Source organism: Snodgrassella alvi (genome assembly GCF_002777425.1).
Lineage (GTDB): Bacteria > Pseudomonadota > Gammaproteobacteria > Burkholderiales > Neisseriaceae > Snodgrassella > Snodgrassella alvi_B.
On record NZ_MDVC01000056.1, the window covers coordinates 29,230 to 45,117 of the forward strand.

A 15,888-nucleotide genomic window follows, 5' to 3' on the forward strand; every position below is an offset into this window, starting at 1 on the left:
GGACAGCTTGGCATTTAACTGTCCTGTTTTACTGTCTGTGCCATAACTGCAATCAGCTCAGGTTATCCCAGCACTCTGTCCAAAAAAATCAGCCAGTCTACTGTTTCAGACTGGCTGCAAACTATGGCAGTTTCTACTTTAACACAAAACGGTTACTGCACCAGCTCACTATGTTCTTTGCTATTGAGTATTGCTTTATCAGTTTGATGCAGCCACTGGCTGGTTAAAGTACCCGCAGTCATGGCACCGCTGACATTCAATGCCGTACGCCCCATATCAATCAATGGTTCCACGGAAATCAGCAAAGCTACCAGAGTAATTGGCAAGCCCATTGCCGGTAGTACAATCAGCGCAGCAAATGTAGCACCACCACCGACACCAGCCACACCTACAGAGCTAATGGTTACCATCCCCACCAGTGTCACAATCCACCATGGATCCAGAGGATTAATACCCACAGTCGGCGCAATCATAGTTGCCAGCATAGCCGGATACAGACCGGCACAGCCATTCTGACCAATGGTCGCACCAAAGGAAGCAGCAAAACCGGCAATAGATTTTGGCACACCTAAACGCTGCGTCTGCGCCTCAACATTAAGTGGGATAGAAGCTGCACTGGAACGACTGGTAAAGGCAAAGGTCAGTACCGGCCATACTTTCTGAAAATATTTACCCGGATTGATACCAAATATCCCCAGCAACAGACCATGCACTACAAACATCAGTGCCAGCGCCAGATACGATACCAGTACAAAACCACCCAGCTTGACAATATCCTGCATATTAGAAGCTGCTACTACTTTGGTCATTAAAGCCAGTACACCATAAGGTGTTAACAGCATCACTACCCGCACCAGCTTCATCACCCAACTTTGTAACGTATCAATCGCCAACAACACTCGTTTACCCTTAGGTGCATCATCCTTTAGCAACTTCAAAGCTGCCATACCCAGAAAAGCAGCAAAAATCACCACACTAATAATAGAAGTTGGATTGGCTCCGGTTAAATCAGCAAAAGGATTCTTCGGGATAAATGACAGCAACAATTGTGGTACCGATAAATCGGCCACCTTGCCCACATAATTCGTCTGAATTGCATTGAAGCGCGCTGTTTCAGCCTCGCCCTGAATCAGCCCGCTGGCAGTCAGTCCAAACAGACTGGTCAGCAGCGTACCAATCAGCGCAGCAATAGCCGTAGTAAACAGTAATACCCCTATCGTCATCAGACTGATCTTGCCTAGCTGGGTTGCATTATGTAGCCGAGCCACAGCACTGAGAATTGAAACAAACACCAGCGGCATTACTACCATCTGTAACAGCCGTACATAGCCATTACCAACAACATCAAACCACTGTACAGAAGTATCAATCACCGGACTGGATGTGCCGTAAACGAATTGCAGCCCCAAACCAAATACAATACCCAGAATCATACCCAGTAATACTTTTCTGGATAAACTCCACTCAGTGGCATGCGTACGGCTCAGCACCCATAACAACAACGCGAACACAACTGTGTTCGCGAGCAAAGATAAATTCATTTTATACTCCTGCGCCAGCAGCACATCGGCCAGCATTTGATACATAGTGCCAGTCAAGGATACGCAAAAGCCGCCAGCTTGTGAAATAGCCCTTATGCATTCACTTATGCTTTTTTGTTATATGCAAACTAAATATTAAGTAACATAATTTAGCTCAATACATCTGCCTGATAACAACATTTTTTTGTTATCATGCACTTGTTCTGGTGACACAGAACAAATATCCTGTTTCAGATTTCTATACCGTCTATAACTTGTTTGATTGGTCACGTCCATGTCTGTCTATACCAGCGTTAGCGATGATGAAATGCGCAGCTTTCTGCGCGATTATCACTTGGGTCGGCTTATTAGTTTGCAAGGTATCGCCCAGGGCATTACCAACAGCAATTATTTTGTTACCACTACACAAGGGCGTTATGTACTGACGGTATTTGAGGCCATGACTCAGGCTGAACTGCCCTACTTTCTGGATTTAACCCAACATCTGAGTGCCAATGGTGTGGCCTGCCCTGCTCCGATCGCACGAATCGACGGCCGCTTGGACAGCACACTGGTAGGCAAACCCGCCTGTCTGGTGACCTGTCTGTCTGGTAGCGATACCAGTAGTCCTTCCGAACAGCAATGTTTCAATACCGGTGCCATGCTGGCCAAAATGCATCTGGCCGGAACCGATTTCCCGTTAACAATGAATAATCCGCGCTATACCACTTGGTGGCACGAAGCCAGTAGCCGATTATCATCATTTCTGGATGCGGAAGACGAGCGGCTGTTACAGGCAGAAATTGCTTTTTTTGATGAAAATGAGCGTACCGATTTACCTGCCGGCATCATCCATGCCGATTTATTCCGCGATAATGTGTTACTGGATGGCGAACAGGTAGCTGGCTTTATTGATTTCTACTATGCATGTAACGGCAACTTCATGTATGACTTGGCCATTGCCGTTAACGATTGGGCACGGCGGGCAGACAACCATCTCGACCACAACCTGCAACAGGCATTTATGCACGGCTATGAAAGTATACGACCGCTAACTGCTGCCGAACGGGATTACTTTCCGATTGCACAGCGGGCAGCCTGCATCCGGTTCTGGGTTTCCCGCCTGCTTGATTATCATTTCCCGCAAGTAGGAGAAATTACCTTTATCAAGGATCCAAACGTTTTCCGCGATTTATTGCTGAGCCTAAGGACTTAATAAGCGCAATTCAAATTGCCTGTGTACTGCCTCAGCAACCAGTAGGATATATTGAGACGGTTCAAGTCTGTTTTAATTTCCACCTACATTTGTATCAACATATGCCAATGCAAGCAAAAATTTAACTATCATAATGATAATAGCATTAAATGTACATTTAAAATGGTGTCATTAAGCAATAGTTGCCTCATTGCCAAGCAAATTAATTTAATCATTCCATTTCTTAATATAAACCTAGCGCGTCCGCCAGCAATGTTCAGTTTAAGCACTGCAAAAGTGTTTCCCATTTCTTACAACTTAATTTATATCACTAATCACAGGCAGGCCGATAAGCACAGCCACTACTTCACACTGGTGTTTTATATCAATAAACAGCTATTTGTGGCTTAATTTAATAAGGCAAAATTTTTAAAGAAAAAATGAGTGATAAAATTCACTATCACTCACTACAATCATGAAACCAAAGAAAAATTTAAAAATTCAATTTCATTCCTAATAGCTTTTACCAAAAATCGTTCCCTTTACAACAAGTAAACAATATTTGTGATTAAAAATCAAAACGGTATCCCACATTTACTTGTTTTCGATCAAACTTATTACCCAGAGAATAAACCACGTCACCATAAAAATTATGCCTTTGATTTAACTGTATATTGATACCAATACCGTTATCCCACCAGTTACCACCAAAATCATATTTCTCTCTTGCAGCATGATTAAATGTGTAAGACGTTTCACCACCAAATTCTTTCAAATAGCCGGTTTTAAAATAAATATCTACTGGATTTTCATTATTTTGTATTGTGTAACCTAGAATAATATTTGCGCGTGCAATCAATGAATTATAACTGCCTAATTTAGTTGTTAAACCATTGGTTGCATTAATTGTGGCACCATTCTGATGAGAAAAAGTAACCTGAGCTTGGGGCTCTAAATACCATCCTTGTGCATTTTGTCTTGCTGAAGATAGCTGAACACGTTTGCCAATTTCAGTTCCAATTGAAAAGCCTTCAGTATTACCATGACCTTTAACACTATAGCCCCCGCCAGTTAGACTATTGAATTTGTTAGACATATACATATACTTCACTAAGCCATCCATATAAAAACCGTTTTGGCTTTGCAAGGTGGCATAAAGTGCTACAGAATAACTTTTAGTATTGCCATCACCAACATTATGATTCACATCGCCTTTACTTAGACCACCCATAATACCGTAATAAATATCTTCGTTATTGTGACCCAGTTTTCGATCAATACCAAACTGCAAACCATAGTAATTCATGTCGAAGTCAGATAAACGTTCGTCATTAAACGAGCTTAATTTACCTGTATAGATACGCCCCCACGCTGCACCATGAGATGTATTATTTGTGCGGATTTGTCCAATTCGTTGCAATAACGTCTGTGTTTCAACATAGCTCATCAAATAATTTGAGTTAAGAATACTGGCTGCGTTTTGCGCGGTATGCGTTAATTGTGGTTTTGGGGAAACTGGTTTGTTTTGGCCGCCATTATCATTTGTATTGTTATTGTCGTTGTCATTAGAAGCTGCAGACCCTGACAATACCCAATCTTCAGTGCCGGCACCACGATTATTACTGACTTTGGTTAACGTATTAAACTGATAGGCACCAATATCAAAAGATGGCGCAGACAAACCAAAATTAGCCCCACCGCCTTCTGTTTCAACCAGTGTGAGTTTTTCATTACCCGTCACTGTGGCCACACCGGTTTTATTATCAATAATGGCAATTTTATGATTACCTGCTGCTTGTTGCGATCCTGTTATTTTAAGCAAGTCATGCGCAAAAGTTTTACCAATTGCAGTTCGCATTTCAAAAATACCATTACCCGCTAAAGAACCAGAGCTCAATGTCATTGCATTTGTGCCATCAAGAGAGGCGGGCAAACTAGGAGCCGCATAGGCATAACCAAAACTCACTTTGGCATTATCGCCAAGGATTAATGAATCAATACTTGAACTGTCGGTCATTTTCCACTGGCTATCATGACCGGAAATGGCCAGATTAATCTCACCTTTATCTTTTGAATTAGATAGCACATTATTTTCCATAGAGGTTAATAACGTTGAGCCATTAGCAAGCTTAAAATTAATGACCCCTTTAGTAATGTCGTCGCTACCTTCAATTAACTTGCTGGCAGATGAATAAACATCACCTTTGATATTAGATTTGCCAGCAATGTCCACCTTTCCAGCAAGTGCTTCTATTGCATTATAATGTTGATTGTCCTCAGAAATTATCCGGTTTTCATTCAAGCCACTGTTAATCTCTAATTTGCCATCTACTTGCTGCATACTAATTGACGTACCATGATCAGTGGTAAGATTAACCCCATTCTCTAAATAAATAACGCTGCCACCATCAGGCTCAGGATTGCCGTTTTTAAATGGGATTTGGTCAAAGACAATACCATGAGCGTTATTACTGCCAGACATCTTAATAGTAACTTTATCCTTAAAAGTTAATTTAGAACCTAACGCATTAGGCTTATTATTCCTTTGAGAATAAATACCATAACTATCTTGGCCAGAAGCAGTAATTTTTACTTCTTTATTAAATGTACCTGTTGATGAGGATGCTGCCGAATTATTGTAAGTGCGAATACCGATAAACTGGCCATTTTCTATACCAGTTATAGAGACCTTTTTTTGAAATAAACCGCTTCCTTTACTTGCAATATAAATACCTGAACCATCTTTCAAACTTACGTCGAGTTCACTATTGGCAATAACATTAGCTGATATTATATGCAAACCATAAACAGAATTATAATTACCAGCTGCATTATTCCGAATAATAAATTTATCAGTACTACCCGTCTCACCGATGGTTAACACCTTGCCATTTTTTGCACTAATCGCAATACCGCGACTATTCATATCAATGTGTGGTGCCGTAGCAGAAGTGGTTTTTATCTCAACATTGTCATCATTAGCCGTAATACCCGTGTTGGTATAATTTCCTATATTAGAATCATCGATAGTCATTGTGGCATTAGCGAATAAAGGGATTATAGATAACGTTCCCACTGAAATTTTAAATAATAAAATATCTGAATTTACTTTTTTCATTGAATCAATCAAAAACAAAATACCATTAAATTTCTCAAAAAATTTACATCAATCTTATAATTATGTAAAAATAATAACTTAAAAAACATCATATAATCAAATACATGCCTATATTTATAATATTTTTATGCAAAATATCTTTCGATTTACGCTGATATTTTTCTCGGCCATCGCCACCCCCTATGTATTAGCTAACTGATTAATATTTATTGTTAAATATCGCCCACACCACCATTAATAAGTATTTTTGATCCCAGCAGAAAAGATGATTCATCCGCAGCCAGAAAATAGCGGCTTTGATTATCTCAATCGGTTTACCCAAATGCCCTAGTAGTACTAAGTTCTTAATTTATTCTGTAAATTTTTTACTGCATCTGAATTAATGGTATTCAAATTCATATGCGCTGGGGTATCGGTTGGATCTGGTACTAAACAATTGAAACGAATATTTCTGAATATCCGTTCTCCTGACAGTGTTCTGACTAACGAACAGAGAACTGCTTTACTCGATGCATAAATACTGCTTTATGGCAGGCCGATTTTAGTACTTACCGTACCACTCAAAATAACTGCACTGGGATTAGCCAGTATTGATATACACCGCATCTAATCTGGAACAGATTTCAGTTAATTTTTCGGCCAGATACTTCCGTTCTTCAAAGTCAGGCATCACTTTGAAATATTAATACATTTCCACCTAATCCTTTTTTAGCTTCTAACAGCCTGTTTTTATTTCTACCGATTACGGCTACATCAGCACCTGCGGCTATAAATTCTCTGGCCGTTACCAGCCCTCCCATTACTTGCGTCCGTAATGAGTACATATTTGCCTTCTAACCTTTTCATATTTCCCCTTTCAAAATTAAACTCAGTATAATTTAACTAGTTTACTTATGAAAGTAGGTACCAAATAGATACTCTTGGAAAATAATTATGCATAATGAAAAAGATATAGATAAAAATTTTAACTGCCCTATGGTTAAATTCATCAACCTAATTTCAGGAAAATGGGCTATTCCCATCCTCTACCGTTTAATCATCACGAATAAACCTATCCGTTTTGGTGAGCTAAAACGTGCAATTTCGCCAATTACACAAAAAGAATTAACCAAACAACTAAGGCTATTTGAACAAAAAGGATTAATTAGCAGAAAACTATATCCCGAAGTACCACCAAAAGTGGAATACCAGATAACAGAACTCGGTAAAACTTTAAAACCAGCCCTAAATTCAATAGCCCACTGGATGGAACAACATGAAAAAGAGTTGCTCTAATTAACTGACTTACATGCAAATCATTAAATCACGTGATATCACTTTTTAATTTAATAATAATTACTTCCATAAATTTATCAGGGGATATATCTCCTGAATTATCTTCACATGATATATTAATTTATTAGTGACACATTCATGACCCTTGTCATCATTCAGACAAGCATCTAACTTTTTACTTTTCATAACGTTACCAGCTTTATGAGCAAATAGAAACCTGTTATGGCCAGTAACTGGAAATTTATCAATAGCCATAGACTTAATCTTTGTTTCATCCGAATAATGCCTTCTTATTTACTTATCTTCTCTGGCATTTAAATCTAACAACAATTTAACCGTACCATCAGTATCTTTTTTTATACGGAACTCTCTCGCCCATGTTTTCTGAGTCATTTTTTTAGATTCATCGTTTCCTCTAATAGTTGATTCAAAATTGATTGAATAGATAATATTGTTTTGAAAAGGATAATCAAAATTCAGACACTCTCCAATTTGAACGTAATATTTTTTCGGTGAACCAAAATTCAACGGATCAAAATAATCCTTCACCCTGAGTTGCCCGACACCTTCCTGAAATATTTCTGTCGTTATAATATCAAACTGCTTATTCTTATTAAAAAAGCTAACCTCGCTTCGTGGTATACTGATACATGGCTGGCCATCTTTTTTTAAAACAATATCCGGTTTATAAACCATCGGACGATGAAAATAACAGCCTGTTATGGCCAGTAACTGGAAATTTATTAAGAGCCATAGAATTAATCTTTGTTTCATCCGAATAACGCCTTTTATTTACTTATCTTCTCTGGCATCTAAATCTAGTAACAATTGCACTGTACCGTTAGTATCCTTTTTTATACGGAATTCTCTATCCCATGTCTTTTTCGTCCAGTTTTTTGTTTCATCGTTTCCTCTCACCGTTGTTACAAAACCTATCGAATAAGTAATATTTTCTTGAAAACGGTATTCAAATCGCAAGCACTCGCCCACCTGAACATGATACTTACTTGCCAAGCCTAAATTTTGAATATCATAATACTGTTTCTCCCAAAGTGTTCCGATACCTAACTGAAATACATCTGCTGTAATAATATCAAATTGCTTATTTTTATTAAAAAAGCTAACCTCGCTTCGTGGTATGCTGATACATGGCTGGCCATCTTTTTTTAAAACAATATCCGGTCTATAAACCATTGGACGATGAAAATAACAGCCTGTTATGACCAGTAACTGGATATTTATCAAGAGCCATAGACTTAATCTTTGTTTCATCCGAATAATGCCTTTTTATTTACTTATCTTCTCTGGCATCTAAGTCTAATAACAATTTCACTGTACCATCAGTATCTTTTTTTATACGGAACTCTCTCGCCCATGTTTTTTGTTCATCGTTTCCTCTGACTGTTGATACAAAATCGATTGAATAGGTAATATTTTCTTGGAAGAGATATTCAAAATGCAGACACTCTCCTGCCTGAACATAATACTTAATTGGTAAATTAATGTTTTGAATATTAAAATACATTTTCCGCCAGAGTGTACCTACTCCTTCCTGAACTATTTCTCCCATCAAGATATCAAACTGTCTATTACTATGAAACCGTGTTTCACTCACCGGTATATTGATACATGGCTGGCCATCTTTTTTTAAAACAATATCCGGTTTATAAACCATCGGACGATGAAAATAACAGCCTGTTATGACCAGTAACTGGAGATTTATCAATAGCCATAGACTTAATCTTTGTTTCATCCTAATAATGCCTTTTTATTTACTTATCTTCTCTGGCATCTAAGTCTAATAACAATTTCACTGTACCATCAGTATCTTTTTTTATACGGAACTCTCTCGCCCATGTTTTCTGTTCCCAATTTCTTACTTTCTTGCTTCCGTTAACAGTAGATACAAAATCGATAGTGTAGAAAACATTATTTTGGAAATAGTAATCAAAATGCAGGCATTCTTGGGCCTGAATATAATATTTCTGAGGCAAATTGTAATAATATTTCACCCAATTGGGTCGAATGCCTTCCTGCACCACTTCAATCATTATAATTTCAAACTGTCTATTACTATGAAACCGTGTTTCACTCATCGGTATACTGATACAGGGCTGCCCATCTTTTTTTAAGACAGTATCCGGTTTATAAACCATCGGACGATGAAAATAACAGCCTGTTACCAAAGGTAATAGAAAAACCATCAGTTGCCAGTGACTTAATCTCTGTTTCATTTAAATAATGCTTTCTTATCACTTGGATTCTCTAAAAATAAGTATAAACATTGCCTGTAAATATCAAGCCAATAAAGCAACTTAACCTCATCATATTTAAATTGCATATCTTTATTCTCCTCTTTTGCTTGGCTATACCATGCATTTAACCCATATTTTTCCAAAACATAATAATCGGCAATAATTGCAGCCTGTTGTTCCATACCGTAATCAGATAATAATTTTCCGGGCGTCAGTTTATATTCATACGGTGCCATCCAACTAAAAGCACCTTTACATATAACACACATTCCCATCTGATATTGCCAGACATGGGTCATTTCATGCATAAACCAATGGATACGCCAAATTTCTTCTATTGAATAATCTTCTTTAAACGCACCTTCCGGCCAATATATTGCACCTCTTGGAGTAACGGCATATCCAAACTTACTCTGAAAAGGCAGACAGGTATCATTGTAAACCCTTACTGAAGTCACCGTTATCGCTGTTTTAAATAGCGATGTCACCATGGTAATTTCTCCCGGTGTCAGTAATCGGGATTCTCCTTTTTTAGTTGTCAATTTTATTCCCTCCAAACTTCCGAGCCCAAACATCTGGCGTCCAAAAATCCACCTAATTCATCCTGCTGCCAGAACCAGCCGTCTGCTGATAACGATTGCCACACTAGCTGTGGCCAATTAGCCCATGGCAGATAACGTACGCCGCGCAGATCGCTCTCCGCTAGCTGATGCTGGCCAGTTAATTCGCGGTATACAGTCTGATTACTGACCTGTGCGCTGGCAAACCAGCCACCCCATTTTGGGCTGTGGATTGCCCATAATTTATCCAGTTGTTCGGCGAGGTCTTTTTTATAGAAAATTTAAATGAAATAAATTTAATTATTAACTAAATTTAATCGCCCATACAATGATTGCAAGCAATGCCAGTATAATTACAGTGCCTTTCTCAAGATGGTTTCTGGCAAATTTGAAATGAACTATCTGCATAACAACTAATATCAAAGTTAAAATAGTCATTCCAATCGCCGTATTTCTAGAACTATCTTCTGGCAATTGAACTATCGTACTATCCATTTCCTGCATCCACTCATATCTATTATTAGAAGTACACAATAATATTAAAAGTCCTGTAATATAAATTATATGGTATATAACCATATTAATTTTTTTCACGTTAGTAACCTCACAAATCTTGGCCAGAATTTAACAATAAAATCACCATATGATGTATTTTTCTTTATTCTCTCAATGGATAAACCTATGCCTCGATTATAGCGAGCTCCCACAATTTTTATTTGTTCCTGAGATAAATTAGGTAAAGCGGACTGAAAACCGTCTCGCCTGATAAGTTGAAGCAAATGTTTTCCAACGATATCAATATTAAAGATATCTTTTTGTAAGCAATTTGCCAGCTCTCTTAATTGAGATGCTCCCATTTTATTCGAGTCTAATCCCAATGTTTCTGCTGCAGTTCTTAATTGCATGCTTACTGCTCCAAATGATGTTTTAGTTGGAGGACTTGTTAACGTAAGATGCCTATCAATCCAATGAAGACCACTCCAGTCAAAATCTCTCACTTCGAAAGCCACTCTATCAATAAAATTAGGATCACCGCCTACCTCAATCCAACATACTCCAGCTAACAATGGTGATGGAAGGTTGTATTTTGCAGCAGTTAATTTAATAAAATCTTTGTTATGCTTAACCCATCCATCTTTAAATGACTGGATATAGTGAATCCCCCCACCAGCTTTCTTAGGCCAAAGCTTCCAATATATTACATCTATCGTACCCCATACAGGAGAGTTATTTGACTCATCACCAGAGCAAATTTTGGTTTTAGACATAACTTTTTTCTATCCCAAGTACACTTTCAGAATGTATACATCTGGCGTCCAAAAATCCGCCCAATTCGTCCTGCTGCCAGAACCAGCCGTCTGATGATGATGAGTGCCACACTAGCTGCGGCCAATTAGCCCATGGCAGATAACGTACGCCGCACAGATCGCTCTCCGCTAGCTGATGCTGGCCAGTTATTTCGCGGCAGGCGGTTTGATTACTGATCTGTGCGCTGGCAAACCAGCTTACCCATTTTGGGCTGTGGATTGCCCACAATTTATCCAGTTGTCCGGCGAGATCTTTTTTATTGTTTCCCGTTGGTCTCACATAGCCGGCAATCAATTGTGCCAGCCAATAGAGCCAGCCCAATGGTTTATCCAGATTGCGTTGCAGCCAATGCTGGTTAACTGTCTGATAAATCACCAGTGGATAGGAACGACCAATACTGTCGGTGGAAGGACTTATTACGCCGATTACCCAGTGCCGCCCTGAAAATGGCAATACCCCGGGTGACAACACAAAACTCCATGGCAGGGGATGTAGTATCGGGCTGTCCTGCCCAAAATCCGGCGTTAGGCGTAGCCAGACACGTGAGTCCTCGGCAGAGGGTGTTTCTTTGGTTTGCAACCACGTCTGTTTATCCAGCCACACACGCCAATCGTCGATTTCGTGACCATGTATCCGATAACGAACATAATCGCCACGGTCGGGTAATTTGCCCCAGATTGCAGGTGAGGAGATGCGCGAAATTCCTATCATGGTGTGGCTCCTCCTACCGGACAGGTAAAGCCACGCAATGGGTTATTGGCACTGAACAGATTGAAATCTACACTGGAGGAAACTTCGAGCACAACGCGGCGACCATCAAATTTAAATTCAACCAGATGACGACTGTCGCTCATGCTGCTGATGATGCGACCTTGGTTGAGTAGCCGGAACAGTGCCCAAGGACCGCTGGTAATGATGGTTGAACTATCCTGCCGAATGCGTGGGTTGGCGGTAATTTCCGCCATTGAACCATTACGCGGGCCCGGCCAAGTAATATGCAGAGGACGTACCGGACCATGCATGTAACGCAGTGATTGACCATCAATATCAATGATGAGGTCGGTAATATTGGGGTCTAGCTCGACTACTTTGATATCCATAGTCCACGACATTTTACGCGCACCCTGTTCTTGAAAGAATGCTTCACGGATTTGTTTGGCCTGCTGGAACGGTGCCAGACTCGGGCCGGGTAATGGCGTGTTGCTGCCTTCCGCCTGCTTGTAGCGCCATGGATTGGTTGTTATGTCTACTTGTGCAGCAAGCTGTTTGTTGAAAAAGTCGTCAAGAAGGCCACCGCTGGCAAACACGCGATTGAAGTCGTCGGCGCTGACTTCCTGACTGCTGGCCACAAATGGGTAACGGCCATCAATTACATTACGACAATTGCCGCCAATCATGGCTTCCATCTGCCGGCTAAGCACTTCTCCGGAAGCGAGATTTAATTTACGTGCTCCCTGAGTTGTGAGGTCGAACAGGATGTTTTTCAGTGGAGCCGGCATTTTAGCTGCTTCTAGCCGCAATTTTTCGGCTGCATCGATTTTCGGAGGTAATGTATTGGTGGCCAATGCGTTGTCAGCTATCATCAGCTGGTTGTAATACTCATTGAGCAGGCTGAGTACACTATCCAGTTTTTGTGGTCGGCTGCCAGCATTACTATTCTGGATATCGGCCACGCCGGTTACGACTTCGCGCAATGCAGCAAATCGGTTGTCAACCAGTGTTTTTTCCAGTTGTTCTTCTGGCCGTATATTTTTTAGCAGTTTGGCCGTTTGTACTGCCTCACGTGCATTGCCCGATAACCGCTGTTCGGCTCGTTCTGCCAGAATTTTCTGATTATTTTTTGTGTCCAGTGGTGGTACCAGTGTTGTCTGCTCAACCACTGCTCTGGACAATCGCATTAACGGTGAATCCGGTGCGGCAAATGTGCGCAGGGTTTGCAGATCAAAAGCCAAACTTGGGCTATTGTCGGCACCGGTGCTGTTTACGCTATGGATATCTTCCAGAAAAGTTTGCCAGCGCGTGGTGTACTCTGTCAGATACAGGCGCCGTACTTCCTTTATTAAAGGGTCTTCTGCTCCTTTAACCTGTTGTACCAACTGCTGCGCACGCTCAGCAGTTTTTTTTTGAGAAGTAGCAGTTTCCCGCCCCATAACCCATTCATCATCAGCATAAGCAGCGGCAACGAATTCTGAGATGCGCTTATCAAATAACTGGCGATATCCCTGTACGGTAAACAGACCGGGGATGCCACGATCCAGCGGTGAGCCACTGGATCGAACAAAGATGGAACCGGCATCTGCACCAACTGCGCGGACAATGGTAAAGTCCTCTGGTGCCTCATCGTTCATGGCAACCTTGGCGCGGTCATAGATACGCTTGGTGCTGGTGCTGCCTTCGAGCATTTCCCGCGCACTGCGGATCAAGGCATCATTTTTGGCAAAGGGAGAGTGTACAATACGGCTACCATCGAACAGTACACCAAGGTGTTCATAGATACTGGCACTCCCGCCAAAGGCAGCAGTACCATCGTTTTGTTCCCAATCTTTCAGCACCCATGTCTGAATTTCGCCAGCATTGAATTTATCCTGATGCTCGGTATCCAGATTCAGCAACAGGTAAACGCGCAAAGCATCATAGGTTGCTTTGGTATCTTTCTGCGCAATTGCAGTGGCTAATGTCCTTTCTACGCCGCGAACAATAGATGGCAATAATAACTGGTCAAGCAGCTGGTCGTAAGTAGCAGCTGCACTGTTGATAACTGGCGGCACGCTATACAAGCCATAGCGGAAGCTGATTGGCGGGTTATCTGGATCAAGTCCTGGGTACGCAGCCAGTTCTCGGGCAGAATTCAGGATATCCGGCACGGCTTCAGGGGTTGGTTTGCGCGAATAAGCGCGAACTTTTTCAGTCAGCTGAGCTGTTTTGGTATTGATAGCAGAAAGATAATTGCCATTTTTGCCGTAGCTGACGTACATACCCTGAACCAGCCAGAGAAAGATAAACAGCACCAAGGTATGCCCAGCAAAACGCATTACTCGATAACGCATTTCCCATTGCAGGTTAGGCTGTACCAGATTCGGCTCCTGAAATACCAGTTTGGTCAGCAAATCATGCAGAAAATAGCTGCGATTACCGGTTGGTGTCACAGTATTCGCATAAAGACTGTTTTTTTCTGTGAGCGCCGGATCTCGTTTAATAGCCCGCCATAACCGTTGCAGCGGTGACTGACGATCGGCTGTAGCGTTGGCTGGAGCCTGAGCTGCACTGGTGAAATAAACGCCACGGAGAGTATTATGCAACTGAGTAGCATCAAATTTGGAATCAAGAAATACTCGTTCAATAATATCCAGCAATGGTTCAGCCAGTGCGGTAAATTCCTGTGACAGCGCATAAAGATTACACCGCCGCTGCACATCGTATTCTTCCTGTAACCGGTTATCTACGCCCTGATCCAGTCGTTTTGCCAGTAATTTCAACTCGTCTTCGCAGTTTGACCGTAATTTATCCTGATTGTTTTTTTGTTGCTTCTGATCATACGGTAGAGTAAAACCCCATATCTGCGCACGGCCTTCGGTGGTTAGATAATTAAAGTAATCGGTAAAGCCCGGCAATAAATCCATTTTGGTAACCACTAGGTATACCGGAAAACGAATGCCCAGCTCGCTACGCAGCTCTCCCAGCCGGGCTCGTAATGCGGCGGCGGCGGCAATACGTTCGGCTTCGGATTTACCGGCCAGATCGGCCACATTAATTGTAAGCAGTACTCCATTGATAGGCGCACGCGGCCGATACTTGCGTAGCAAACCAAGGAAGCCGCGCCACTCCTCGGCATTACGGGAAGTGGTTTCTGCTGAACCGCCATCATCATGGCGGACATAGCGACCAGCGGTATCAATTAATACGGCTTCATTGGTAAACCACCAGTCACAGTGCAAAGTACCACCTTTACCGGGTACGGCAATTGCCTCAGCCGATTGCCCCATTTGTTCTGCTAAAGGAAATTGCAGACCAGCATTGAGCAGTGCTGTGGTTTTTCCATCACCTGGCGCGCCAACAATCATATACCAAGGCAATTCATACAAATAGCGCTTACCCTCAAAGAGCCGGCGCAGGCCGATTCCTGGCTTGCCAATCCGCAACTGTTTCAGCTGTTCAATGGCACGAGTTACAATACTGGTAACAGCACGCTGATCTTCACGAGCCTCTGAAGCGGCAGACTTGTCTCCACGCGGGCGCAGAATCTTTTGCAACAGCTGCTCATCTACGCGTAATGCCTGCCAAAGACGGTACAAGCCATAAAGGGCATAACAGAATAGAACAATGCCAATCAGTGCGGCGCGAACCCATGCTGGTGCAAAAGGCCGCACCTGACCATATGCCAAGAGTGGTGCAGCTTTCCATATCAGTACACACAATGCTGCAACCCAGATAACTGATAGCGACCATTTCTTGAACCAGAGGAACAGCAACGCGAACAGGAGCAGTATGGTGACTACACGCGAGGATACTGATGCAAACGGATGCAGCCCACCAAACGCCAGCAATGGCCCTACAAACCAGATGGCCAGTGCTAATACGATGACACCAAGAATCGCCAGCATGCGACGTGAAAAAAGAAAATCTAGAATTTTTTGCATGTTATTTGCTTTTGCTATCT

General features: G+C 41.6%; 15 protein-coding genes. 2 read left to right on the plus strand and 13 right to left on the minus strand.

Annotated features, from left to right (window positions below; all coding sequences use genetic code 11):
- Nucleotides 1–152: 152 nt before the first annotated feature.
- The gene (locus BGI33_RS05030) at nucleotides 153–1,541 is read right to left on the minus strand and encodes an L-cystine transporter (protein ID WP_100090246.1); all 1,389 of its coding nucleotides are present in this window, start codon (nucleotides 1,539–1,541) and stop codon (nucleotides 153–155) included.
- Between the two features lie 274 nt (nucleotides 1,542–1,815).
- Between BGI33_RS05030 and thrB the strand changes: the two genes are divergently transcribed.
- Nucleotides 1,816–2,736 carry a homoserine kinase gene (gene thrB / locus BGI33_RS05035; RefSeq protein WP_100090217.1) on the plus strand — a complete coding sequence of 307 codons (921 nt, stop codon included), beginning with the start codon at nucleotides 1,816–1,818 and terminating at the stop codon, nucleotides 2,734–2,736.
- Between the two features lie 547 nt (nucleotides 2,737–3,283).
- Here thrB and BGI33_RS05040 read toward each other — a convergent pair.
- The 3 genes from BGI33_RS05040 to BGI33_RS13410 form a co-directional block, all read right to left on the minus strand.
- The gene (locus tag BGI33_RS05040) at nucleotides 3,284–5,833 is read right to left on the minus strand and encodes an autotransporter outer membrane beta-barrel domain-containing protein (RefSeq protein ID WP_100090218.1); all 2,550 of its coding nucleotides are present in this window, start codon (nucleotides 5,831–5,833) and stop codon (nucleotides 3,284–3,286) included.
- A gap of 336 nt (nucleotides 5,834–6,169) precedes the next feature.
- Complete coding sequence (locus BGI33_RS14160) at nucleotides 6,170–6,352, minus strand: SDR family oxidoreductase (protein WP_218965139.1); 183 nt, start codon at nucleotides 6,350–6,352, stop codon at nucleotides 6,170–6,172.
- A gap of 143 nt (nucleotides 6,353–6,495) precedes the next feature.
- Nucleotides 6,496–6,633 (minus strand): hypothetical protein, encoded by a 138-nt coding sequence (locus BGI33_RS13410; RefSeq protein WP_218965136.1) that lies wholly within the window; start codon nucleotides 6,631–6,633, stop codon nucleotides 6,496–6,498.
- A 133-nt stretch (nucleotides 6,634–6,766) separates the two neighbouring features.
- On the opposite strand from BGI33_RS13410, the gene BGI33_RS05050 reads away from it, so the two are divergent.
- The gene (locus BGI33_RS05050) at nucleotides 6,767–7,108 is read left to right on the plus strand and encodes a winged helix-turn-helix transcriptional regulator (RefSeq protein WP_100090219.1); all 342 of its coding nucleotides are present in this window, start codon (nucleotides 6,767–6,769) and stop codon (nucleotides 7,106–7,108) included.
- Nucleotides 7,109–7,402: 294 nt separating this feature from the next.
- Here BGI33_RS05050 and BGI33_RS05060 read toward each other — a convergent pair whose 3' ends face one another.
- The 9 genes from BGI33_RS05060 to tssM form a co-directional block, all read right to left on the minus strand.
- On the minus strand, nucleotides 7,403–7,882 hold the full coding sequence (locus BGI33_RS05060) for a putative T6SS immunity periplasmic lipoprotein (RefSeq protein WP_100090221.1): 480 nt from the start codon (nucleotides 7,880–7,882) through the stop codon (nucleotides 7,403–7,405).
- A gap of 18 nt (nucleotides 7,883–7,900) precedes the next feature.
- Nucleotides 7,901–8,380, minus strand: coding sequence for a putative T6SS immunity periplasmic lipoprotein (locus BGI33_RS05065; protein ID WP_100090222.1), 480 nt, complete (start codon nucleotides 8,378–8,380; stop codon nucleotides 7,901–7,903).
- Between the two features lie 19 nt (nucleotides 8,381–8,399).
- Nucleotides 8,400–8,861, minus strand: coding sequence for a putative T6SS immunity periplasmic lipoprotein (locus BGI33_RS05070; RefSeq protein ID WP_100090223.1), 462 nt, complete (start codon nucleotides 8,859–8,861; stop codon nucleotides 8,400–8,402).
- Nucleotides 8,862–8,880: 19 nt separating this feature from the next.
- Nucleotides 8,881–9,342: a putative T6SS immunity periplasmic lipoprotein gene (locus BGI33_RS05075; RefSeq protein WP_100090224.1), complete on the minus strand. Its 462-nt coding sequence runs from the start codon at nucleotides 9,340–9,342 to the stop codon at nucleotides 8,881–8,883.
- Complete coding sequence (locus tag BGI33_RS05080) at nucleotides 9,339–9,905, minus strand: hypothetical protein (RefSeq protein WP_143557134.1); 567 nt, start codon at nucleotides 9,903–9,905, stop codon at nucleotides 9,339–9,341. Before BGI33_RS05080 ends, BGI33_RS05075 begins: the two co-directional genes overlap by 4 nt.
- Before the next feature lie 321 nt (nucleotides 9,906–10,226).
- Entirely contained in the window at nucleotides 10,227–10,517 is a 291-nt protein-coding gene (locus BGI33_RS05085; RefSeq protein WP_100090226.1) for a hypothetical protein, read from the minus strand.
- Nucleotides 10,514–11,191 (minus strand): hypothetical protein, encoded by a 678-nt coding sequence (locus tag BGI33_RS05090; protein WP_100090227.1) that lies wholly within the window; start codon nucleotides 11,189–11,191, stop codon nucleotides 10,514–10,516. Before BGI33_RS05090 ends, BGI33_RS05085 begins: the two co-directional genes overlap by 4 nt.
- Nucleotides 11,184–11,942, minus strand: coding sequence for a type VI secretion system-associated protein TagF (gene tagF / locus BGI33_RS05095; protein WP_100090228.1), 759 nt, complete (start codon nucleotides 11,940–11,942; stop codon nucleotides 11,184–11,186). The genes BGI33_RS05090 and tagF overlap by 8 nt, the downstream gene beginning before the upstream one ends.
- Complete coding sequence (tssM, locus tag BGI33_RS05100; protein WP_100090229.1) at nucleotides 11,939–15,868, minus strand: type VI secretion system membrane subunit TssM; 3,930 nt, start codon at nucleotides 15,866–15,868, stop codon at nucleotides 11,939–11,941. The genes tagF and tssM overlap by 4 nt, the downstream gene beginning before the upstream one ends.
- Nucleotides 15,869–15,888: the final 20 nt, after the last annotated feature.

Coding starts and splice junctions, on each gene's coding strand:
- BGI33_RS05075 (WP_100090224.1), bottom strand. CDS start 9,342: ATGAAACAGAGATTAAGTCACTGGCAACTGATGGTTTTTCTATTACCT.
- BGI33_RS13410 (WP_218965136.1), bottom strand. CDS start 6,633: ATGGGAGGGCTGGTAACGGCCAGAGAATTTATAGCCGCAGGTGCTGAT.
- tssM (WP_100090229.1), bottom strand. CDS start 15,868: ATGCAAAAAATTCTAGATTTTCTTTTTTCACGTCGCATGCTGGCGATT.
- BGI33_RS05060 (WP_100090221.1), bottom strand. CDS start 7,882: ATGAAACAAAGATTAATTCTATGGCTCTTAATAAATTTCCAGTTACTG.
- tagF (WP_100090228.1), bottom strand. CDS start 11,942: ATGATAGGAATTTCGCGCATCTCCTCACCTGCAATCTGGGGCAAATTA.
- thrB (WP_100090217.1), top strand. CDS start 1,816: ATGTCTGTCTATACCAGCGTTAGCGATGATGAAATGCGCAGCTTTCTG.
- BGI33_RS05070 (WP_100090223.1), bottom strand. CDS start 8,861: ATGAAACAAAGATTAAGTCTATGGCTATTGATAAATCTCCAGTTACTG.
- BGI33_RS05050 (WP_100090219.1), top strand. CDS start 6,767: ATGCATAATGAAAAAGATATAGATAAAAATTTTAACTGCCCTATGGTT.
- BGI33_RS05040 (WP_100090218.1), bottom strand. CDS start 5,833: ATGAAAAAAGTAAATTCAGATATTTTATTATTTAAAATTTCAGTGGGA.
- BGI33_RS05065 (WP_100090222.1), bottom strand. CDS start 8,380: ATGAAACAAAGATTAAGTCTATGGCTCTTGATAAATATCCAGTTACTG.
- BGI33_RS05090 (WP_100090227.1), bottom strand. CDS start 11,191: ATGTCTAAAACCAAAATTTGCTCTGGTGATGAGTCAAATAACTCTCCT.
- BGI33_RS05030 (WP_100090246.1), bottom strand. CDS start 1,541: ATGAATTTATCTTTGCTCGCGAACACAGTTGTGTTCGCGTTGTTGTTA.